A 19,561-nucleotide genomic window follows, 5' to 3' on the forward strand; every position below is an offset into this window, starting at 1 on the left:
TCAAAAAGGTTACGCAGACATGAGCATTCACGCCAATTACCCGCGGGATCTGGTCGGCTACGGTCGTAACCCGCCGCATGCCAACTGGCCGGGCAAGGCCCGCATCGCCGTGCAGTTTGTGCTCAACTATGAAGAGGGTGGCGAGAATTGCGTGCTGCATGGCGACAGCCACTCGGAAAAATTCCTCTCGGAAATTGTCGGTGCCGAGGCTTTCCCGGCGCGGCATCTGAGCATGGAGTCGATCTACGAATACGGCTCCCGCGCTGGCGTCTGGCGCATTCTCAATGAGTTCGAAAAGCGCGGCTTGCCGCTGACGGTGTTTGGCGTGGCTATGGCGCTGGAGCGTCACCCGGAAGTGGCCATGGCGTTCAAGGAACTGGGGCATGAAATTGCCTGCCACGGCTGGCGCTGGATCCATTATCAGGATATGCCCGAAGCTACCGAGCGCGAGCATCTGCTGCGGGCCATGGAAACATTTCAGCGCCTGTATGGCGAGAAACCGCAGGGCTGGTACACCGGCCGCGACAGCCCCAATACCCGGCGTCTGCTTCTGGATGAGGGCAGCTTTCTGTATGACAGCGACTATTACGGCGACGACCTGCCGTTCTGGACCCGCGCGGCCGACAGCCAGGGCGAGCTGCACAATCACCTGGTGGTGCCTTACACCCTGGACACCAACGATATGCGCTTTGCCTCGCCCCAGGGTTTCAATACCGGCGACCATTTCTTCAGCTATCTGAAGGATGCCTTCGATGTGCTGTACGAAGAGGGTAGTGAGCAGCCGAAGATGCTGTCCGTCGGCCTGCACTGCCGCCTGATTGGCCGCCCCGGGCGCTTCCGCGCGCTGCAGCGATTCCTGGATTACATCGAGGCGCATGATCGGGTATGGGTCACACGCCGTATCGACATTGCCCGCCATTGGGCCGAACATCATCCTGTTTAACTAGTCCGTTTTCAGCCGTTTCAAGTCAAGGAGTCACCGATGACCCAGCGTTCGAACGAACCCAGAAGCTATTTCGCGCCGACTGGCGGGCACCCGCCGCAGACGCAGCTGTTGACGGACCGCGCGGTATTTACCGAGGCCTACGCCGTTATTCCCAAGGGCGTGATGCGCGATATCGTCACCAGCCACCTGCCATTCTGGACCGGTACCCGTCTGTGGGTGTTGTCGCGGCCCCTAACCGGTTTCGCCGAGACCTTTTCCCAGTACATTATGGAAGTGCAGCCCGGCGGTGGCAGCGACAAGCCGGAAACCGACCCGCGCGCCGAGGCCGTGTTGTTTATCGTCGAGGGCGAATTGGCCCTGACCCTGAACGGTCAGATACACAACATGCAGCCGGGTGGCTATGCCTTTATTCCGCCGGGCAGCGACTGGACGGCGCGCAATAGCTCGGATGCCACGGTGCGCTTCCACTGGATCCGCAAGGCTTACGAAAAGGTTGAAGGCATTGATATGCCGGAGGCCTTTGTCACCAACGAAGATGATGTTGAGCCGCTGGTGATGCCCGACACCAATGGTTGCTGGAGCACCACGCGGTTTGTCGATACCCAGGACATGCGCCACGACATGCATGTGAATATCGTCAACTTCCTGCCCGGCGGCGTGATTCCCTTCGCCGAAACCCACGTCATGGAGCACGGCCTCTATGTGCTCGAAGGCAAAGCGGTGTACCTGCTGAACAAGGATTGGGTAGAAGTCGAAGCCGGTGACTATATGTGGCTGCGTGCTTTCTGTCCGCAGGCCTGCTATGCCGGCGGCCCCGGCCCGTTCCGCTATTTGCTGTACAAGGACGTCAACCGTCACATGAAACTGCCGACTTACGGCAGCTGAGCGGAGATGCTGATGAGCACTGACACTGTGTTGCAACTGACCGCTGAACCGCTGACGCCCGAGGCCTTTGCTGCCTTTGGCGATGTGATCGACCACCGTGGGGCCGAGTACTTCATGATCAACAGCGGCCGCACTCGTCGTTATCATGATCTGGCCAAGGTCGAGACCCTGGGCGAGGAAGCCCGAACCCTGATCAGCCTGTTTGTCAGCCAGCCGGTCGAGATGCCGCTGGAACTGACCTTTCTAGAGCGTCACCCGCTGGGCAGCCAGGCCTTTGTGCCGCTGCACGGCGAGCGCTTCGTGGTGGTGGTCGCGCCGGCGGGTGATGCGATTGATCCGGCTCAGGTGCGCGCCTTTGTCACCGATGGCCGCCAGGGTGTGAATTATCACGCCGGCACCTGGCATGCGATCCAGTCAGTGCTTGAGAGCGAAGGTGAGTTCCTGGTGGTTGATCGTGGCGGTGCCGGGCACAACTGCGACGAGTACCCGCTGCCGATACGGGTCACCCTGGCCTGATCGGGAGGCCACTTTTCGCGGCGCGACTGTCAAAACCGAGACAGACTCGCGCCGCGGTTACAGGCTACTTTCCATGGTTTTGCGGGACGCTCGTTGCCCGCTGGCCATGGAGATTTTCGTTATGTCATTTGCATCCAAGGTAGTCTGGATCACCGGCGCGTCATCAGGTATTGGCGAGGCGCTGGTCAATGCATTCCTGGCACAGGGCGCGGAGGTGATTCTCTCCGGACGCCGGGCCGACGCACTGGAAGCCGTGGCTGCACAGGCCCCGGAACGCACGCTGGTCCTGCCGTTTGAAACCACCGAATATGATCGCCTGCCTGAGCTGGTTGAACAGGCCTGGAACTGGCGCGGGCGCATCGACGTGCTGATCAACAACGCCGGCATCAGCCAGCGCAGTCTGGCGCTGGATACCTCCTTTGACGTTTACCGCAAACTGATTGAGGTCGATTACCTTGCGCCGCTGGCGCTGACCCAGGCGTTGCTGCCGCGCATGGTCGAGCAAGGTGGCGGGCAACTGGCGATTGTCAGTTCGGTTGCCGGCAAGGTCGGTACTGCACTGCGCACCGGTTACTGCGGTGCCAAGCACGCGGTGGTCGGCTATTTCGAGGCACTGCGGGCCGAAGTCGAAGACGCCTACGGGATTGGCGTCAGCGTGATTCTGCCGGGCTCGGTGCGTACGGCGATTGCGCAGAACGCCCTGGAAGGGTCAGGCGCTGCACGCGGGCGTTCGGATACCAACATCGACAACGGTATCGACCCGGTTGATGCGGCGAAAACCATTCTGGATGGCCTGAGCGCCCGCCAGCATGACATCGTCGTGGCCGAAGGCATGGAGCTGGGTGCGCTGCAACTGCGTGTCGCCGATCCAGCCAAACTGTTCGCGATTACCTCCAAGGAAGGCGCACGCCTGGCCAAGGTACGCGCCGAGCTGGGCGCCGGCGCATCGGTCGATCCGTTAGCAGTGAATAAGCAGTAGAGCGCGGTCGCGTTAGCCCTGCGGTGTCAGGGCAATCTGCTCGCAATACTGCATCAGATTGTCCGGCAGGTCCGCAGGGCAGACGCCGCATTGCTTGTTGCCGGGCACGGCGTGGTCGATGAACTTGGGGTAGGGCAGGTTCAGATTGGCCATGATGGTCTTGAACTCGTCCAGGGTCTTGTCCATGCCGAGCCGCGGGTTGCGCTTTTTTTCCTGGGCGATGGTGGTGACGCGGCGGTCCTGATAGTCATGGGCTGGGTACACCAGATAATCGTCGGGCAGGACAAACAGCTTTTCTCTGACGCTCTTGTACAGCGCCTCGGCATCGCCGTTCTGAAAATCTGTGCGCCCGCAGCCATCGATCAACAGCGCATCGCCGGTAAACAAGCGATCACCCAGCAGGTAGGCGAAGTGGCCGTCGGTATGCCCGGGGGTATGCAGCGGAGTGATATCCAGGCTGCCGACCCTGAAGGGCCGACCTTCTTCAATACCGATATCGGCGCAAGGTAGGTGATCGAATGCCGGCGCGGCGATACGACTGCCCACGCGTTTTTTCAGCTCCAGCGCAGCAGTGATGTGGTCGGCATGAATATGTGTATCCAGGCTGTAGGCCAGTTTGAGCCCAAGCTTGCTGATCTCGCTCAGGTCGCGGTCGATGGTGGCGATGACCGGATCGATAAGCACCGCTTCACCGGTTGTTTCGCAGCCCAGCAGGTAGGTATAGGTGCTGGAGACGGGTTCGAACAGTTGCCTGAATATCATAAGGTCTTCCGCGTAAAGGACTGTGTGGATGGTGTGAGTGTAACGAGCGGTGCAGGGCTGATACTTGTCCTGGAGCAGGATTCTGGAAGGTCATGCATTCTCACCACGCATTGGCAAGTTAAAGCCCTTCGCCCAGAACTCGCCCATTGATTGTCTTGCCGTATAGGTTCACCCCATCATTGGCATGGTATTTAACCCGCGTTTTCTCCACCGAGCCATCGACCAAGCGGGGGTCCTGAGGTCGTTCTTTACTGTTCATGAACGCGGCTACGTGCCAGGCATCTTCATTGGTCAAGGTGCCGCCCTGGCCTAGCGGCATGTTTTCTTTGATAAATGCAGCTGCGGTGTTGATTCGGTGCATCCCCGCGCCCCAGTTGAACGAGTCAGCTCCCCACAGGGGAGGGAAAACATAGTCCTTTCCTGCCTTCTGTCCTTGGCCATTTTCGCCATGGCATACCACACACTGCGCTGTATAGATTTGCTCGCCTTTGGCAAGATCATAGCCACCCTTGGGCTCAGGTACTTCGGGATAAGCACGTCCTGGCAGCGCCTGGCCGGTCGGTGCGCTGGTGGATAGCCAGTATGAATACGCAGAAAGGGCAGCAATCACTGGACTGTCTGCCTCCGGTGCCGTGCCGTTCATGCTGTACTGAAAACAACCCTGAAGGCGTTCGGTATAGCTGTTCACCTTGTCATTTTTCGACCGATAGGCTGGGTACATGGTGTAGGCAGCCCACAGCGGTGCCGAGTTGGCTTTGCGTCCCTGCTCCAGGTGGCAGTTGGCGCACGCGAGACCGTTGCCAACATACTCCGGAGCTCGATTTTTGGTATCGACGAATATGGCGCGGCCTTCCTGTACCAGCTTGCCAAAGGCGTTATCCGGCAGCTCACTCTCCGATGGGGGTTGGAAATACTGGTCGCTGCCGGCGGTCGCATCAGTGTGAATCTGCGACTGATCCTCGGTCCTGCTGTTGTCAGCATGGGCTGGCATGACCAGGGCGATGAACAACAGAGCGCTTGTGGAAGTTTTCATTGTGCTGCCCCTGCTTCGTTCAAGCTGGCGAAATACGCCGAGACCGCCTTGATCTCGTCGTCGGTTAGCTTGCGGGCTATGTGGCCCATGAGGTCATTCGGGTCGTTTTTGCGCGTTCCCTGTCGCCAGGCATTCAGCTGCGAGGACAGGTACTGAGCTGATTGCCCTGCGAGTGGCGGAAAGGCATCGCCGACCCCAACCCCGCTCGGACCATGACAGGCCACGCATTCAGGAATATTGCGCTCCCACGCGCCCCGCAGTGCCAGGATTGCGCCAAGGGTTTGGGCCTCAGCTGCACGTCCGATTTTTTTAACTTTTGGGGCCGGTTTACTGGCCAGCATCGTGGTAACGGCTTCCACTTCTTCAGGCGTTAGTGCGGCAGCGATAGGTTGCATGATCGGGTTCGCGCGATCACCTGACAGGTAATCGCCGAGCTGTTTTTTCATGTAATCAGCAGACAAGCCGGCGAGTCGCGGAAATCCGGCCGCCGCCATTCCTTCGCCCTCGGCGCCATGGCAGGTGATGCACGCCATCGCAGCGGGGTTGCCGCCCCCCTTCGTGTACACGGCAGTTGCGTCTGTGGCGAAGGCTTGCAGGCTTGACGCCAGAAGAAGACCGGTGAGCGACCAGAAAGCGACTTTCATATAAGCCTCTATTTATTGGGGGTGATACCCGGCGGGCTACTGGGTAGGTTCTGCGTAGATACTGTGAGTGTAGCCTGCGCCGCGCAGCGCATCGCTTATTCCGGCCCCATGATCTCTGCCAGACGTTCCGGCCGTGGCGCACCTTGCTGCTGTTGCATTTTGCCCTTGTCATCCAGAAAGAAGATTGCCGGTGTTGCCTGGGCGCCCAGCTGAGTCATCAGTTCGTGATTGGTTTTCAGCTGCTGGGCTATCGCTGCGGGGATGGTGTCCAGCGCTTTAGCATCATCACCTGCTTCGTGCTGGTGCAGCGCAGCTGCCGGGTCTTTGGCGGCGAGAATGGCAGCTGATTTGCCGGGGCTGTCCTCCCTTAATATGCCGACCATGATGTGTCGTAGTTGAACCTTGCCTGATTCGACCCAGGGACGTGCCTGTTTCCAGAACATGCTGCAGAACGGGCAGTTGGGGTCGGTGAAGGTATAGACCACACGCCTGGCATCATCCGCGCCGTCACCGATCCAGTTACTGGCTTCCAGTTGCGCCCACATTTCTTCGCCCATGGGGCCATAAACCAACTTATCGAGAGCCGCGCGGCTTACGTCTGTACCGGTAGCATCCAGCATGGTGCCGACGATCACGTGTTCTTGGTCTTCTGTAAGGAATAACGCCATGCGCTGGCCGTTGAATTTGCCGGCATAGCCCTGCAGACCCGAGGGCGCGTCAAACTGACCGACGATCTCGACACCACGCTCTATAGTCGCGGCGATGGGTGCGGGCCAGTCTTCGGCATGGGTCAATGGGCTCAGGCTTAACAGCAGGGCGGGGAGCGTATTCTTGGTTTGCAGTCGGATCATGGTGTTGGTTCCTCTTTGAGTTTGGCAATCTGGCGGGACAGGCTCGCAGCGGACAACTCGCCGAGGTGGCTGGCGACCTGCTGGCCTTGGGCGTTGTAAAAAAGCGTGGTAGGCAGCGCCTGTGAGCCAACCTGCTGGCCGAACTGCCCACCGGTATCCAGCAGCACGTTGTTCAGCGTTAGTTCGGTGTCGTCCATAAATCGAATGATTTCGCCCTGACCTTCGCCTTGATTGACGAAGGCAAAGACGATATCGGCGTGCTGTCGCTGGGCGTCGGCCAGTACCGGCATTTCCCGCCGGCAGGGCGGGCACCAGGTAGCCCACAGATTGACCACCAGTGGCCGGTCATTGAGTTCATGCAGCGAGACTTGTTCCCCTTCCATGTCCAGCAGAGTCATCTCGGGCAACTGTGTACCCTGTTGCATGGCGTGGAGCATGTAACTGCTGACTCCCCAGAAAATCAGCCCCACTGCGAGAGCGCCACCCAACGGCATGCGCAAGGTAATATCACGCCAGGCGAGCCCCAGGCCCGCTCCTAGCGCAGCGACGATCCCCGGCCAGATGATAAATCCGCCATCGCGAATATCGATAATTCGCCAAAAGCTCTCGGTGAAGTGCTCGAAATACATAACCACAAATGCCAGCCGGGCGACGACCAAGCCGAGCAGCAGAAGGTTGAACAGGTGCTTTTCAGGGTTACGTTCGCGGTGGCGACCTAACCACCAGCCGGTCAGGGTTGCCACGACAAGGCTGACCAGCAAGATGAAATGTGAGCTGGCCATGGCCAGCGGGCCTATATTGACCGTAAGCATTACCCGTCCTCTTTAGTGGTTTGCCATTTTTGCAGGAATTCTTCAGCGTTCACTTCGCCGGTGATACGGTTCGCCCGGCGCTCTCGGCCATCGGGGCCGATCCACAACAGTGTGGGTGGGCCGTGTATCTCGTATCTTGAGAGGAGTTGGCGGCTTTCTGAACTATTGCTGGTAACGTCCGGGCGCAACAGCCGGACACCTTCCAGGCTGGCCATTACGTCAGTTCGGCCAAAGACCTGCTGCTCCATGACCTTGCAGGACACGCACCAGTCGGCGTAATAGTCCACCAGTACCCACTCGCCCGCAGCGCTGGCATCAGCCAGTTGCTGGTCTAGCTCAGCTGGCGTGTCCAGCGTAGTAAAGGCATCCATGTGGCTTTCGGCAGGCGCGCCGATGGCTGAGGCTGTATAGATCGTCAGAGGCTGCCAGGGATTGGTAGCGCCACCGGCGGCGCCCAGCAGCAGCGTCAGACTCCATACGCCTGCGAGTGCGGCAAGAGTATGCAGTATTGCACTGTGGGTGCTGTGGCGTGCGGTCTGCATAATCGTGGCGGTGGCGCCGAGCAGTAACACGGCGAACAGGCCTAGCCATAAGGATTCGTCCAGTGCCGGGCGGACGATCAAGAGCGCAGCTGCCAGAAATACAAAGCCGAAAACTACTTTGATCCGATTCATCCAGGCGCCTGGGCGCGGTAAAAACCGCGTCCCCAGAGTAACCACCAGCAACAGCGGAATGCCCATGCCGATGCCCAGCGCAAAGAGCGCCAGGCCGCCTTGCAGGATGTCCCCCGTCTGGCTGATATACAGCAGCGCACCGGCCAACGGCGCGGTCATACACGGGCCAACCAGCAGGCCGGACAATAACCCGAGCATGGCAGCACCACCCAGATGACCGCCGGTTTGCTTGCGTCCGGCTCGATCGAGTTTGTCCCTGACAAAGGCGGGTAGTTGCAGCTCGAAGACCCCGAACATGGGCAGGGCAAGTAGAACGAAAAGCCCCGCGAAAGCACCTAGTAACCAAGGCTGCTGCAGTATTGCCTGAAAATTGCCACCGAGCATTGCGGCAAGCATGCCCAATGTGGCGTAGACCATGGCCATGCTGATGACATACACCGAAGCGAGCATCAGTCCGCGGCGCGGAGTCGCGCCGCTGCCGACCACCAGCCCAGCCAGAATCGGCAACATGGGTAGCGAGCACGGGGTAAAAGCCAGCAGCAGCCCGAGGCCAAAGAACAGCGTCAGTGCCAATGGTAATGTCCACTCCTGGAGCTGGCTGGCCATGCGCTGGTCTTCCGCTTGGGCTAGTGAGCTCTGTGCCTCTGGCGCATCAGCCGCTGCGTCGTCTGCTGTACCGATATCAAGGCTCTGCGGCGGATAACATAGACCGGCATCGGCGCAGCCTTGCCAGGCAACTGTGAACTGGCCGGAATGCCCTGGTGGAACTGTCAGTTTTAGCGAGTCACGGTAAATCTCGGAATCGCCAAAGAACTCGTCGCTGTGAGGAAGACCAGCAGGCAGGGCAGGTTGAAAATCCTGATCCAGGCCGGAGAACGTCAGGCGTTGCTGATACAGGTAGTAGCCGGGGGCAATGCGCCAGGTCAGTTGGGTTTTACCATCGGTACTCTCGCCGACCACCAGCTCGAAAGCCTGCTCCACTGGCAGAAACTCGCTGTCATTACTGTCCACCCCACTCAAACTCGCGATAGCGAATGCCAGGCTCGACCACACCAGTAGACAGGGTAAAACCAGAACATAGCGCCATCTCATGCTGTAATTGCTCCAACCGCGATTCGATGGAGCGCAGTATGGGACAGCAGGATTAACGTCGAATTAACCCAACACCCTGCGGCCGTTGTGACTGTTAATCCGCCGTTAATCATTACAATGGATACTGATGCCACGCAGCAGCGGATGAACTATGCATATTCTCCTTGTCGAAGACGACCCACTGATTGCAAGTGGTATAGCCGCTGGGTTGGCAGCTCAGGGCATGACTGTTGATTCGGTTGGCACTGCTGCTCATGCTGAAGCCATGCTCGGCACCATCACCTTTGATGTGATGATTCTTGATCTGGGCTTGCCGGACGAGGATGGATTATTGCTGCTGCGCCGGTTGCGCGCTCGAGAAGTACCGATACCAGTGCTGGTGTTGACCGCCCGTGATGCGATCAGTGATCGCGTTGCCGGGTTGCAATCGGGCGCTGATGATTATCTGGTAAAACCCTTTGATCTGCGCGAATTGAGCGCCCGCTTGCATGCCATGGTGCGACGCTCCAGCGGCCGCAGCACCAATCTGATCAAGCACGGAACGCTGGTTTATGATCCCGATGCTGCACTGGTTTGGCTGAACGATGCTCCGGTGGATCTTTCACGTCGTGAGCGAGCCTTACTCAACACTTTGCTGCTTCATAAGGGCCGTGTGCTGAGCGCAGGGCAATTGAAGGACAGCATCTACGGCATGAGTGATGAGCTGGAAAGTAACGCGCTCAACGTCCATATCCATCATTTACGCCGCAAGCTGGGCAATCACATTGTCGAGACTGTGCGCGGGTCAGGTTATCGTCTAGGTCCTGCGGCATCTGCTACGTCCCCTGCAAGAGGTTCGGGAGAATGAGTTTACGCTTGCGCCTGACCCTGACGCTGGGGTCCACTTTCATCATTTTATGGTCATTAGCGGCAGCTTGGATGCTCTATGACCTGCGTGCCGAGATGATGCGTTCGCTGGATCAGCGGCTTGCCGCGTCGGCGCAGATGGTTGCGGGTCTGCTGGTACAAATACCGCAGTCATCGCAGCCAGAGACTGCGGAGCGCATAACTGCTCAACGGCTGGGTATGCCCGACGGGCTCACATGCCAGGTCAGTTCTTTACGTGGCGAAGTAATCGCGCGCAGCAACCCGGAACTCGCGGAGCCGCTCGACGCACAGCAGATCGGCTTTCGCGACCAGCAGATAGACGGCGTCCATTGGCGCAGCTACACCGTCGAACAGCACGGCATGCGCATTACCACTGCCGATCGACTGGACGAGCGCCAGACACTGCAATCTTCAGTACTGTTGGCGGCGGCTCTGCCGGTGGGCGTGGCGTTGCTAGGCACACTGCTGTTGCTCTGGTTGGGCGTGCGCAAAGGTCTGGAGCCGCTGCGGCGCATGGCGGATGCTGTGCTCCAGCGTGGTCCGGATTCGCTTGAGCCATTGCAGCTTTCGCCGCTGCCGAGTGAATTGCAGCCCCTCCAGAACAGCCAGAATCAGCTATTTGAACGGATCGCCCATGCCATCGAGCGAGAACGGCGCTTTACCGGCGACGCAGCCCATGAATTGCGCAGCCCACTCACTGCCATCAAAGTGCATTTGCAGGTGGCGGGAATGACTACGGGTGCAGAGTCTGCTCATGCACTAGTGCAGGCCGAAAAGGGCGCCGATCGTTTGCAGAGCACGCTTGAACAATTGTTGCTACTGGCGCGGGTCGAGGGGCGGCAATCTTTTGAGGAGGGGGCTCAAGCCACCGCGTTAGAGGTAGCCCGATTGGCGATTCAGGATGTGCCTGACGCCAAAGAGCGCGTAGAACTGTGTTCTACCGGGGAATTGTCGCCTCGAGTTCTGAATATCCCACCCGCGCTGGCGACTATGGCATTACGTAACCTGCTGGATAACGCATTGCGGCACACCCTTGAAGGCACAAAGGTGGAACTCGAGGTGAACTGCCAAGGCGACTGGGCGAGTTTCAAGGTACGTGACCATGGCCCTGGATTAGCCGACGAGAGCATGATGATGTTAACGCGGCGATTCTGGCGCCAGGGTGCGGGTAGCGGCAGTGGGCTAGGGCTGGCGATTGTTGATGCGATCGTTCAGCGCTCCGGCGGTCAGCTGCGCTTTAGCAATTGCAGTGATGGCATGCTGGTGACGCTAGAACTGCCGTTGCGGCCCTGAGTCCAGCCCCCCTGTAGGCGACCTACTTATATTTCACGGCCGTCTTCGCGAAGTAGCTCGCGGCTGCAGTTGGTCCAGGGCACCTGAGTTGGTTCTCGCCCAGTCGTAGATCATCTCGATGGGTTGAACCATCAGCTTGCCCAGCGGCGACAACGCATAACTTACCGCTGGCGGCACAGTGTCCTGGGCGTGTCGCTCGATCAGACCGCTGGCTTGCAGTTCACGCAGCGTTTGAATCAGCATCTTTTTCGAGATGCCTGGCAGGGATCGGTGCAATGCGCCGGTGCGGGCAATGCCGTCATGCCGGGCATGCAGCGTGTGAAGAATCATGCTGGTCCACTTTGTCGAGAAGAGTTCCAGTACGCGTCTTGGCGCGCAATCCTCCTCCCATTTTTCTTCGTCTGATCCGGTCTGCATAAGGGGTAGGTACCATTTGGTGCCGACTAGGATCGGCGTGTACGAGCGGTTAAGGTGGTTGCCTATTCTGTTTTGGAGGTTTGCGCATGAAAAATCAAGCGCTGGTTGTAGGATCAAGCGGCATCATCGGCAGTGCCATGACGCAATTGCTAGCGAATGAAGGCTGGAGTGTCGCGGGTCTGGCTCGACGCCCTAATGAAGAAGCGAATGTTACCGCGGTCAGTGCAGATTTGCTCGATCCTGAAAAGCTGAAAGCGGCATTGAAGGGTATGCAGCCGACTCACGTCTTTCTGACTACCTGGGCACGCCAGGCGACCGAAGCGGAAAACATTCGTGTCAACGCAGAAATGGTCCGTAACGTGCTGGAGGCAGTACGTCCATCCGGGTCGGTTAAGCACGTGGCGTTGTCCACCGGCCTTAAGCATTATCTGGGGCCATTTGAGGCCTACGGCAAGGGCGCACTGCCGCAGACTCCGTTCCGCGAGGAGCAGGGGCGGCTGGATGTACCTAACTTCTATTACGCCCAGGAAGATGAGCTGTTTGCCGCCTCCGAGCGCGATGGTTTCACCTGGAGCGTGCACCGGCCGCACACTATCACTGGTGTTGCGGTGGGTAACGCGATGAACATGGCGACTACATTGGCGGTTTATGCGTCGGTGTGCCGCGTCACGGGTCGGCCGTTTCGTTTCCCAGGTTCAGAGGTGCAATGGAACAGCCTGACCGATATGACCGACGCGGCGCAGCTTGCCCGGCATATGCTCTGGGCCTCGACAACACCTGACGCCGCTAACGAAGCTTTCAACGTGGTCAACGGTGATGTGTTCCGCTGGAAATGGATGTGGGCGCGCATCGCGGAATGGTTCGAGATCGAGCCCGCAGAGTTTGACGGCACGCTTGCACCGCTGGAGCAGCAGATGGCCGGTGATGCGGATGTATGGCAATCCATGGCCAAACAGTTCGGCCTGGCCGAGGCAGATATCCACAAGCTGATTTCTCCCTGGCATACCGACGCCGATCTGGGGCGGCCGATTGAAGTGGTGACGGATATGTCGAAAAGCCGAAAGTTTGGCTTTCTGGATTATCAGCCGAGCGATGAGGCGTTTTTTGATGTGTTCGACCGTCTGCGCGCGGGCAAGCTGATTCCCTAGGCGATCATCTGTGTTGACCTGGTGAACGGATGAAACCCCTTGCTCTCTGCGCGTTCCAACCAGAGAGCAAGGGAGATCAATATGAAATTCATTTTTGAAGTGCGCATGAAGCCCGGTTACACCGTGGATGAATATGCCGAAGCCTGGATCCGCGCCAGTGAAGTCATTCAACGCACGCCTGGTGCGCTGGGCACACGGTTGCATCGCAAAATTGGCGAGCCGGATACCTTGCTGGCGATTGCCAGTTGGGAATCGAAGGCGGCGCGGGATGCCAAGGACGACAATCGCGATCAGATGGTCAAGGCCATTCTGGAAAAGCATGCACGCAATTGCGAGATTACCCTGCTCGGTGAGTTCGAGGAGCCGGAATGGGTTGTGCTGCCGGAGCAGGGTTAAAGTGGATGGGCCTGGCTTTGCATGGACCGTAACAGCGACTCCAGCTCGTTCATTAGCCAGATCATATAGGGCTCTTCGCTGAGCGATTTACGCCAATACAGGCGTATCGGAACGGTGCGGCACGCGAAGGGGACGGTGAGCAGACGATTGCCATTGAGCTGCGCCAGGCTGCGTGCGTAGGTTCGCGGCATGGTCAGCAGCAGATCGGTTTCGGCGACCACCTGCGCCGCAGCGTGGTAGTGCTCACAATGCAGGGCAATATGGCGTTGGTTGCCACCAAAGCCAACCAGATCCTGGTCCACCAGCCCGCGTTCGCGTTCGTTGAGCGTGACCAGTACGTGGGCGCTGTTGACGTAATCCTCAAGGCTGAGCTTGCCGCTGGCGTAAGCCGGATGCGAGGGGCCGACCATCACGCTGAGTTCTTCCCGCAGCAGCTCACGACTGGCGATTTGTTCGCCGGCTGGATATTCCAGGCTGACCGCCATATCCAGCGCACCGGAGAGTATGCGCGCTTCTATATCTTCGCCGGACACCCGCTGACTGTGAAAGCGCACCTGCCAGTGTTCCTGCCGGGCGCGATGCATCAGTGCGGGCATGATCAGGTACTCCAGCGCATCGCGCAGCCCGCACTGAAAGGTCATGGCTGAGCGGGTGGGATCAAAGGGCGTATTGCGCAGAGTGGCACTGGACAAGTCCTCCAGTGCACTGCGGACTTTCGGCAGAATGCTCCGGGTGTGCGCGGTCATGACCAGTTGCCGGCCATTCTTGACGAACAGTGGGTCGCCCAACATATCGCGCAGGCGGCGCAATGCGTGGGAAACGGCTGACTGGGAGAGGTTCAACTGCACGCCTGCCTCGATGGTGCTGCCGGTATCGGCCACCGCGAGCAACACGCGAAACAGATTGAGGTCGCCTCTGGAATGAATTTCGTTCATTGTTTGACCTGCAAAAACATCATTATACACATAGGATGCGCTGCGCTAGTGTGCCCAGATTGCGCCAGGCTAGAAGGCAGAGACCGATCCATACCTGCGGCTGCAATCCCCGAATATCACAATAATGATGGGTGGCATGGCTTGGCCGTGGCCCGCTAAGGATAGGTCATGACCGGCGGTCTGTTATCTCAGCTAGTACTCCCACTGTGTCTGTTTATCATCATGTTTGGCATGGGCCTGACCCTGGTGCTGGGCGATTTTACCCGTATCTTTCGTTTCCCGCGCCCGGCGTTGGCTGGTCTGGGCGGGCAGATGCTGTTGTTGCCGCTGGTGGGGTTTGCCCTGGCTGCGTGGCTGATGCCTACACCGGCGCTGGCCATCGGGCTGGTGTTGCTGGCGGCCTGCCCGGGTGGCGTGACATCCAATATGGTGACTTACATGGCGCGCGGAGATCTGGCCCTGTCAGTCACGCTGACCGCGGTCAGTAGCCTGCTGGCCGTGATCAGCATTCCGTTGCTGGTAGGGCTGGCCTTTCAGGTGTTTGGTGGTGGCTACCAGAGTGTTCGCGTGCCGGCTGCGCAGATGATGATCAGCCTGATGCTGATGACCTTGCTGCCGATCGCACTGGGTATGTGGGTGCGCACCCGCAGCGAAAAACTGGCTCGCTGGCTGGAGCCGAAGATCAGCCTGTTTGGCATGCTGTTTCTCGGCGCCTTGATCCTGGGTGTGTTGGTGCGCGAAGGTGATCAGGTGGTCACCGGCCTGATGGACAGCGGGGTGGCGATCATTCTGTTGAACGTGATCATGATGGCGCTAGGCCTGGGGTCGGCATTGCTGCTGCGCCTGGATAGCGCTCAGTCCACTTCCATCATGCTGGAAACGGGGATTCAGAACAGCACGCTGGCCATGCTGATCGCTAGCAGCTTTTTGCAGGACGATGAGCTGGCGGTGCCTGCGGCGCTGTATTCGCTGGTGATGTATGTGACGGCAACAGTAGTTGTGCTCATGCGGCGTCGTAGTGCGCGCCTGAACCGCATCGCGGCCGAGCAGGGCGCCTAGGCGCTGCTTGTGCTTGTTATGGCTGTGCGAGCACCTCGGCCACGCGCTGGCGTAGTAAGGGTATTACCTGTTCCTCGAACCACGGGTGCCGGCGTAGCCAGATATTATTGCGTGGGCTGGGGTGTGGCAGAGCCAACAGGTTGGGCCAGTGGCTTTGCCAATCTGCTACGCGGTCGGTGACCGGCAAGCGCTTGCCATCGAAGTGAAAAGCCTGCGCATATTGCCCCAGCGCAAGCGTCAGCTGGATATTCGGCAGTGCGGCCATCAGTGGCTGCCGCCACGTAGGTGCGCATTCAGGGCGTGGCGGCAGGTCACCTGAACTTCCGGTACCCGGATAGCAGAACCCCATCGGCAGAATGGCAATACAACGCTCATCATAAAATATCTCTGGAGTAACACCCATCCACTCGCGGAGCCGCTCGCCGCTGGCGTCGCTAAAAGGGATCCCGCTCTCATGTACCTTGCGCCCAGGCGCTTGTCCGGCAATCAATATGCGCGCTGACGGGTGGGCTTGTACTACCGGACGGGCGCCAAGAGGCAGATGGTTCTCGCAGAGGGTGCAGGCTTTCACCTGAGAGATCAGTGTTGTGAAGGCGTTCATAGCCAGAAGGTCGCTGTCGCGCACACAGCAATCGCTCTGCGAAAGCGGACGCTGCGTAAAAGTTTGCGGGGGGAATTTTCCATGAGCCTGGCCGTCAACTGATTATGGGTAAAGCATAAAGGCTACCCGATCAGGAGGACAGGCACATGAGCAAAGATGACAATTTCCAGCCAGAGGTTGATGCAGATGGCCGTCGGGATTCGGTACCTGCGCAAATATGGTCGGATGACGAACGAGAGAAGGAGCGTGGCCCCGCAGGGCCGATCAATGGCGATCCGGGAAGGCGTCTGAATGAAGCGGCCGATGAGATCGACGACGCTGGGTTGACCGGTGCTTCCCAGCCTGGTCAGGGCCCTACCGATGATGATCTGACGCCGGAAACACTGATACATGAAGATGGCGCACGAGGCCCCTTGGAACCGGGGAGTGGCGGCGCGGCTGACCGTGAGCTGGATGTGGTCGGCGCTGGCGATATTGGTGCCGGAGGGGGGTTGGATGAAGCTGAGGAAGGGCGGGTGCATCCCCTGGATGGACAGCCCTGGGATGGCGATCCGGAGGAACCGCTACGGCCGTTGCCCGGCGTACAGGATGAGTTGGACTCAGAGGATCCGGCAGATATCACCGAACGTGCCGAGAGCCGCCAGCGTAACAGGTAGTAACTCGCGCAGGGCCACGCTTGCTGGTCCACTCGGACTGGTAGGCGTAATTCCCGCTCTGCCGACGCAGGTGTCATGCGGGTATTTATTCATGCCGTGAATACAGCCTATCTAGGTTATTCGTTTCAAATCTGCGGTGATTTTGCGTAATGTACGCTCCTGTTTTTTCAACTTCTGGTTTTACGATTCCCGGCCTAGTATTGCTGTGGCCGGAGTCGGATTATGTCAATTGATCTGGAGGTAGGCTGCAATGGCTTCATTTGAAAGTATCAAGAAGGTCGGCGTCATTGGTGCGGGCACCATGGGCCGTGGCATCGTGATGAATTTCGTCAACGCCGGCTACCCGGTGACCTGGCTGGATGTGAACGGCGAGATGCTGGAAAAGGGCCTGGTTGATATCGCCAGCGTCTACAAGCGCTCGGTCGCGCAGGAACGTTTTGACGACGCTGAAGCACAGGCGCGTTTGGGCCGCATCACTACCACTCAGGATTATGCCGATCTTCAGGATATGGATCTGGTGGTTGAAGCTGTTTACGAAAACATGGATCTGAAGAAGAAGATCTTTGCCGAGCTGGATAAAGCGGTCAAAGCCTCCTCGATCCTGGCGACCAATACTTCTTACCTGGATATCGACGAGATCGCCTCGGCCACGGGCCGTCCGACTCAGGTTCTGGGCCTGCACTTCTTCAGCCCGGCGCACATCATGAAGCTGCTGGAAGTGGTACGTGGCAAGGCGACGGCGCAGGACGTGATGGATGCGTGTCTGGCGGTAGGCAAGAAGATTGGCAAGCAGGCCGTTCTGGCCGGTAACTGCCATGGCTTTATCGGCAACCGCATGCTCGAGAAGTACTCGCGCCAATCGCGCGAAGTGGTGCTGGAAGGTTCTACACCCTGGGAAGTAGACCAGGCGCTGCAGGGCTTCGGTATGGCGATGGGCCCATACCGCATGTATGACGTGGTCGGCATCGATCTGGGCTGGCGTTCACGCCAACTGGCCGGTATTGGCCGTGGTGAGCCGATTGTATGGCTGGACAACAAGCTGTGCGAAATGGAGCGCTTTGGCCAGAAGAATGGCCACGGTTTCTACAAGTACGAGCCTGGCAGCCGTCAGGCCATTCATGACCCCGAAACCGATATGCTGGCCCGTGAAGTAGCTGAAGAAGCCGGTTACACCCAGCGTGATGTCGGGGCCGAAGAAATCGTACGCCGTTGCATTCTGGCGCTGGTCAACGAAGGCGCGCGTATTCTGGATGAAGGCTTTGCCGAGTCTGCCGAGGATATCGATCGCGTTTACCTGTACGGCTACGGCTTCCCTGCAGAGCGCGGTGGCCCGATGAGCTACGCTGATAGCCTCGGACTGGACGTGGTGCTGGAGCAGATCCGTGAGCTGGAAGCCAGCCAGGGTGAGTTCTGGAAGCCGGCAGCTGGTCTGGTCAAGCGTGCTGAAGCAGGTGAGCGTTTCACCAAGGGCTGATTCAGCCTGCTAATAAAAAACCGCATTCAAGGCAGTTTGAATGCGGTTTTTTTATGCCGGAAGGTCAGACGCCGGCTTTACTCGCCGCCACCAACTGGAGTGCCTACTACCGGCTCACCGTTGAGCGTGGCTTCCTTGAGCATGATGCGGTATTCCTGGCCATCGGTTTCAGTCTGCATCAGGCGCACCAGCAGATAGTTGAAATCCTTGGCGAACCACAGGGTGGTCTGGCGCTTGGAGTCGGGCTCGCGTACGCGATCTACTTCCACGGCATCGAACTGGCCTACCCGGGTGGTGACTCGCTTGTTGCCGGTGACGCGGAAGTGGTAATCATCAATGCTGTCACCATCCACTACGCGGTAATACATGTCGGTCTTGCCGGCCATCAGATCGCGCTGTAGCGCCAGCTGGTAGGTGGTTTTATCCAGCAGGCCTGGTTCGGTTGGCAGGCTGAAGGGATCTTCCTTGTGCACGCCAGTGACTTGTTCATTGGTCCAGTCAAAGGTTTGCGTGGTCTCGCGGCCACGCCCGAGCCCGCGGCGTTCGTATTTATAGGTCAGAGGGATAACCCGATCTTCCTCAAGCCTTAGCGTGCTTTGCTCGGTCAGACGTGCCACAAACATGCCGGCGTTGAAGTTCAGCGTCCAGGTGCCGTCTTCATTGCTGACCAGTGAGTGGTTGGCTTCGCCATTTACCGGGATACTTTTCATATCAGCGGCGTAGCTGGCAGAGAAGGGGATCAGTTCGGCAGCCATCAGACTGCTGGCGCCCAGAGTCAGGGCAAGGGCCGCCAGCCAGCGGCTGGTGCGGCGGGGATAAGACGTGCTTTCAGGCATCTGGTTGTACTCGCATGTCGGTCTCGAAATCATCCAACCTTAGCCCGCCAGCAGGAATAGGTTCTCCGTCCAGACAGGCTTGGTTGTCTACCAACCGCAGGCGACCCTGGATGAACCAGTTCATCGCCAACGGGTATATAAGATGTTCCTCTTGCTGTACGCGCGCTGCCAGACTGGCAACGGTGTCCTCAGACAATACCGGAATACTGGCCTGAATGACTACCGGCCCGCCGTCCAATTCTGCTGTAACGAAGTGCACGGTGGTGCCATGTTCGCTGTCGCCTGCTTCCAGCGCCCGCTGGTGGGTGTGCAAACCCTTGTGCTTGGGCAACAACGAGGGATGAATGTTCAACAGCCGGCCGTGAAAATGCGTAACAAAGGCGGGTGTGAGAATGCGCATGAATCCGGCGAGCACAACCAGGTCAGGTTGGTAGCTGTCGATGCACGCTATCAGCGCGGCATCGAAGCTGTCGCGATCAGAAAAGTCCTGATGGTTGACCACCGCAGTAGCGATGCCTGCCCGGGCCGCGCGCTCCAATCCGCCCACATCAGGGCGGTTGGATATGGCGGCGACAATCTGACCGGACGTGGTCTTGCCTGCCAGTTCATCGATCAAGGCTTGCAGGTTGGTGCCGGAGCCAGAGATCAGTACAACAATACGGCAGGTCTGCTGTGTGCCCGGCAC

The 19,561-nt window shown here is 58.8% G+C and carries 22 protein-coding genes; 11 read left to right on the forward strand and 11 right to left on the reverse strand.

Annotated features, from left to right (window positions below):
- Positions 1-25 precede the first annotated feature (25 nt).
- From puuE to DT594_RS00380, 4 genes are all read left to right on the forward strand, one after another.
- Positions 26-943, forward strand: coding sequence for an allantoinase PuuE (puuE, locus tag DT594_RS00365; RefSeq protein ID WP_246164557.1), 918 nt, complete (start codon positions 26-28; stop codon positions 941-943).
- A gap of 39 nt (positions 944-982) precedes the next feature.
- A complete protein-coding gene (locus DT594_RS00370) occupies positions 983-1,831 on the forward strand; it encodes a bifunctional allantoicase/(S)-ureidoglycine aminohydrolase (RefSeq protein WP_149330876.1) in 849 nt (282 codons plus the stop codon).
- Between the two features lie 27 nt (positions 1,832-1,858).
- The gene (locus DT594_RS00375; protein WP_149331893.1) at positions 1,859-2,347 is read left to right on the forward strand and encodes an ureidoglycolate lyase; all 489 of its coding nucleotides are present in this window, start codon (positions 1,859-1,861) and stop codon (positions 2,345-2,347) included.
- A gap of 121 nt (positions 2,348-2,468) precedes the next feature.
- Entirely contained in the window at positions 2,469-3,326 is an 858-nt protein-coding gene (locus DT594_RS00380; protein ID WP_149330877.1) for an SDR family NAD(P)-dependent oxidoreductase, read from the forward strand.
- A 12-nt stretch (positions 3,327-3,338) separates the two neighbouring features.
- Here the strand turns inward: DT594_RS00380 and DT594_RS00385 are convergent, their stop codons facing one another.
- The 6 genes from DT594_RS00385 to dsbD form a co-directional block, all read right to left on the reverse strand.
- Positions 3,339-4,088: an MBL fold metallo-hydrolase gene (locus tag DT594_RS00385; protein ID WP_149330878.1), complete on the reverse strand. Its 750-nt coding sequence runs from the start codon at positions 4,086-4,088 to the stop codon at positions 3,339-3,341.
- A gap of 118 nt (positions 4,089-4,206) precedes the next feature.
- Complete coding sequence (locus DT594_RS00390) at positions 4,207-5,079, reverse strand: c-type cytochrome (RefSeq protein ID WP_425460512.1); 873 nt, start codon at positions 5,077-5,079, stop codon at positions 4,207-4,209.
- 38 nt (positions 5,080-5,117) lie between these two features.
- Complete coding sequence (locus DT594_RS00395) at positions 5,118-5,765, reverse strand: c-type cytochrome (RefSeq protein WP_149330880.1); 648 nt, start codon at positions 5,763-5,765, stop codon at positions 5,118-5,120.
- A gap of 95 nt (positions 5,766-5,860) precedes the next feature.
- Entirely contained in the window at positions 5,861-6,616 is a 756-nt protein-coding gene (dsbG, locus tag DT594_RS00400) for a thiol:disulfide interchange protein DsbG (protein ID WP_149330881.1), read from the reverse strand.
- Positions 6,613-7,428, reverse strand: a complete 816-nt coding sequence (locus DT594_RS00405; RefSeq protein ID WP_149330882.1) for a TlpA family protein disulfide reductase — start codon at positions 7,426-7,428, stop codon at positions 6,613-6,615. The genes dsbG and DT594_RS00405 overlap by 4 nt, the downstream gene beginning before the upstream one ends.
- Positions 7,428-9,194, reverse strand: a complete 1,767-nt coding sequence (gene dsbD / locus DT594_RS00410) for a protein-disulfide reductase DsbD (RefSeq protein ID WP_149330883.1) — start codon at positions 9,192-9,194, stop codon at positions 7,428-7,430. The genes DT594_RS00405 and dsbD overlap by 1 nt, the downstream gene beginning before the upstream one ends.
- 151 nt (positions 9,195-9,345) lie before the next feature.
- On the opposite strand from dsbD, the gene DT594_RS00415 reads away from it, so the two are divergent.
- Positions 9,346-10,041 (forward strand): response regulator, encoded by a 696-nt coding sequence (locus DT594_RS00415; protein WP_149330884.1) that lies wholly within the window; start codon positions 9,346-9,348, stop codon positions 10,039-10,041.
- Positions 10,038-11,354 carry a sensor histidine kinase gene (locus DT594_RS00420; RefSeq protein WP_149330885.1) on the forward strand — a complete coding sequence of 439 codons (1,317 nt, stop codon included), beginning with the start codon at positions 10,038-10,040 and terminating at the stop codon, positions 11,352-11,354. The genes DT594_RS00415 and DT594_RS00420 overlap by 4 nt, the downstream gene beginning before the upstream one ends.
- Before the next feature lie 33 nt (positions 11,355-11,387).
- Here DT594_RS00420 and DT594_RS00425 read toward each other — a convergent pair whose 3' ends face one another.
- On the reverse strand, positions 11,388-11,771 hold the full coding sequence (locus tag DT594_RS00425; RefSeq protein WP_149330886.1) for a winged helix-turn-helix transcriptional regulator: 384 nt from the start codon (positions 11,769-11,771) through the stop codon (positions 11,388-11,390).
- Positions 11,772-11,857: 86 nt separating this feature from the next.
- Here DT594_RS00425 and DT594_RS00430 point away from each other — a divergent pair, with 86 nt between their 5' ends.
- Both DT594_RS00430 and DT594_RS00435 read left to right on the forward strand, forming a co-directional pair.
- Positions 11,858-12,919, forward strand: a complete 1,062-nt coding sequence (locus DT594_RS00430; RefSeq protein WP_149330887.1) for an SDR family oxidoreductase — start codon at positions 11,858-11,860, stop codon at positions 12,917-12,919.
- An 81-nt stretch (positions 12,920-13,000) separates the two neighbouring features.
- Complete coding sequence (locus tag DT594_RS00435; RefSeq protein ID WP_149330888.1) at positions 13,001-13,315, forward strand: antibiotic biosynthesis monooxygenase family protein; 315 nt, start codon at positions 13,001-13,003, stop codon at positions 13,313-13,315.
- Here the strand turns inward: DT594_RS00435 and DT594_RS00440 are convergent.
- Positions 13,312-14,250, reverse strand: a complete 939-nt coding sequence (locus DT594_RS00440) for a LysR family transcriptional regulator (protein ID WP_149330889.1) — start codon at positions 14,248-14,250, stop codon at positions 13,312-13,314. The two genes, DT594_RS00435 and DT594_RS00440, sit on opposite strands and share 4 nt — an antisense overlap.
- A gap of 168 nt (positions 14,251-14,418) precedes the next feature.
- Between DT594_RS00440 and DT594_RS00445 the strand changes: the two genes are divergently transcribed.
- Positions 14,419-15,309, forward strand: coding sequence for a bile acid:sodium symporter family protein (locus DT594_RS00445; RefSeq protein ID WP_149330890.1), 891 nt, complete (start codon positions 14,419-14,421; stop codon positions 15,307-15,309).
- A gap of 16 nt (positions 15,310-15,325) precedes the next feature.
- Here DT594_RS00445 and DT594_RS00450 read toward each other — a convergent pair whose 3' ends face one another.
- Positions 15,326-15,910, reverse strand: a complete 585-nt coding sequence (locus DT594_RS00450; protein WP_149330891.1) for a uracil-DNA glycosylase family protein — start codon at positions 15,908-15,910, stop codon at positions 15,326-15,328.
- A 146-nt stretch (positions 15,911-16,056) separates the two neighbouring features.
- On the opposite strand from DT594_RS00450, the gene DT594_RS00455 reads away from it, so the two are divergent.
- Both DT594_RS00455 and DT594_RS00460 read left to right on the forward strand, forming a co-directional pair.
- Positions 16,057-16,566, forward strand: a complete 510-nt coding sequence (locus DT594_RS00455) for a hypothetical protein (protein WP_149330892.1) — start codon at positions 16,057-16,059, stop codon at positions 16,564-16,566.
- A gap of 250 nt (positions 16,567-16,816) precedes the next feature.
- The gene (locus DT594_RS00460) at positions 16,817-18,040 is read left to right on the forward strand and encodes a 3-hydroxyacyl-CoA dehydrogenase (RefSeq protein ID WP_149330893.1); all 1,224 of its coding nucleotides are present in this window, start codon (positions 16,817-16,819) and stop codon (positions 18,038-18,040) included.
- 77 nt (positions 18,041-18,117) lie between these two features.
- Here the strand turns inward: DT594_RS00460 and DT594_RS00465 are convergent, their stop codons facing one another.
- Together DT594_RS00465 and purN are read right to left on the reverse strand one after the other, a co-directional pair.
- Positions 18,118-18,876 carry a DUF3108 domain-containing protein gene (locus DT594_RS00465; RefSeq protein WP_149330894.1) on the reverse strand — a complete coding sequence of 253 codons (759 nt, stop codon included), beginning with the start codon at positions 18,874-18,876 and terminating at the stop codon, positions 18,118-18,120.
- Entirely contained in the window at positions 18,869-19,561 is a 693-nt protein-coding gene (purN, locus tag DT594_RS00470; protein ID WP_149330895.1) for a phosphoribosylglycinamide formyltransferase, read from the reverse strand. The genes DT594_RS00465 and purN overlap by 8 nt, the downstream gene beginning before the upstream one ends.

The sequence above is a fragment of the Halopseudomonas laoshanensis genome, from assembly GCF_008365385.1.
Taxonomy (GTDB): domain Bacteria; phylum Pseudomonadota; class Gammaproteobacteria; order Pseudomonadales; family Pseudomonadaceae; genus Halopseudomonas; species Halopseudomonas laoshanensis.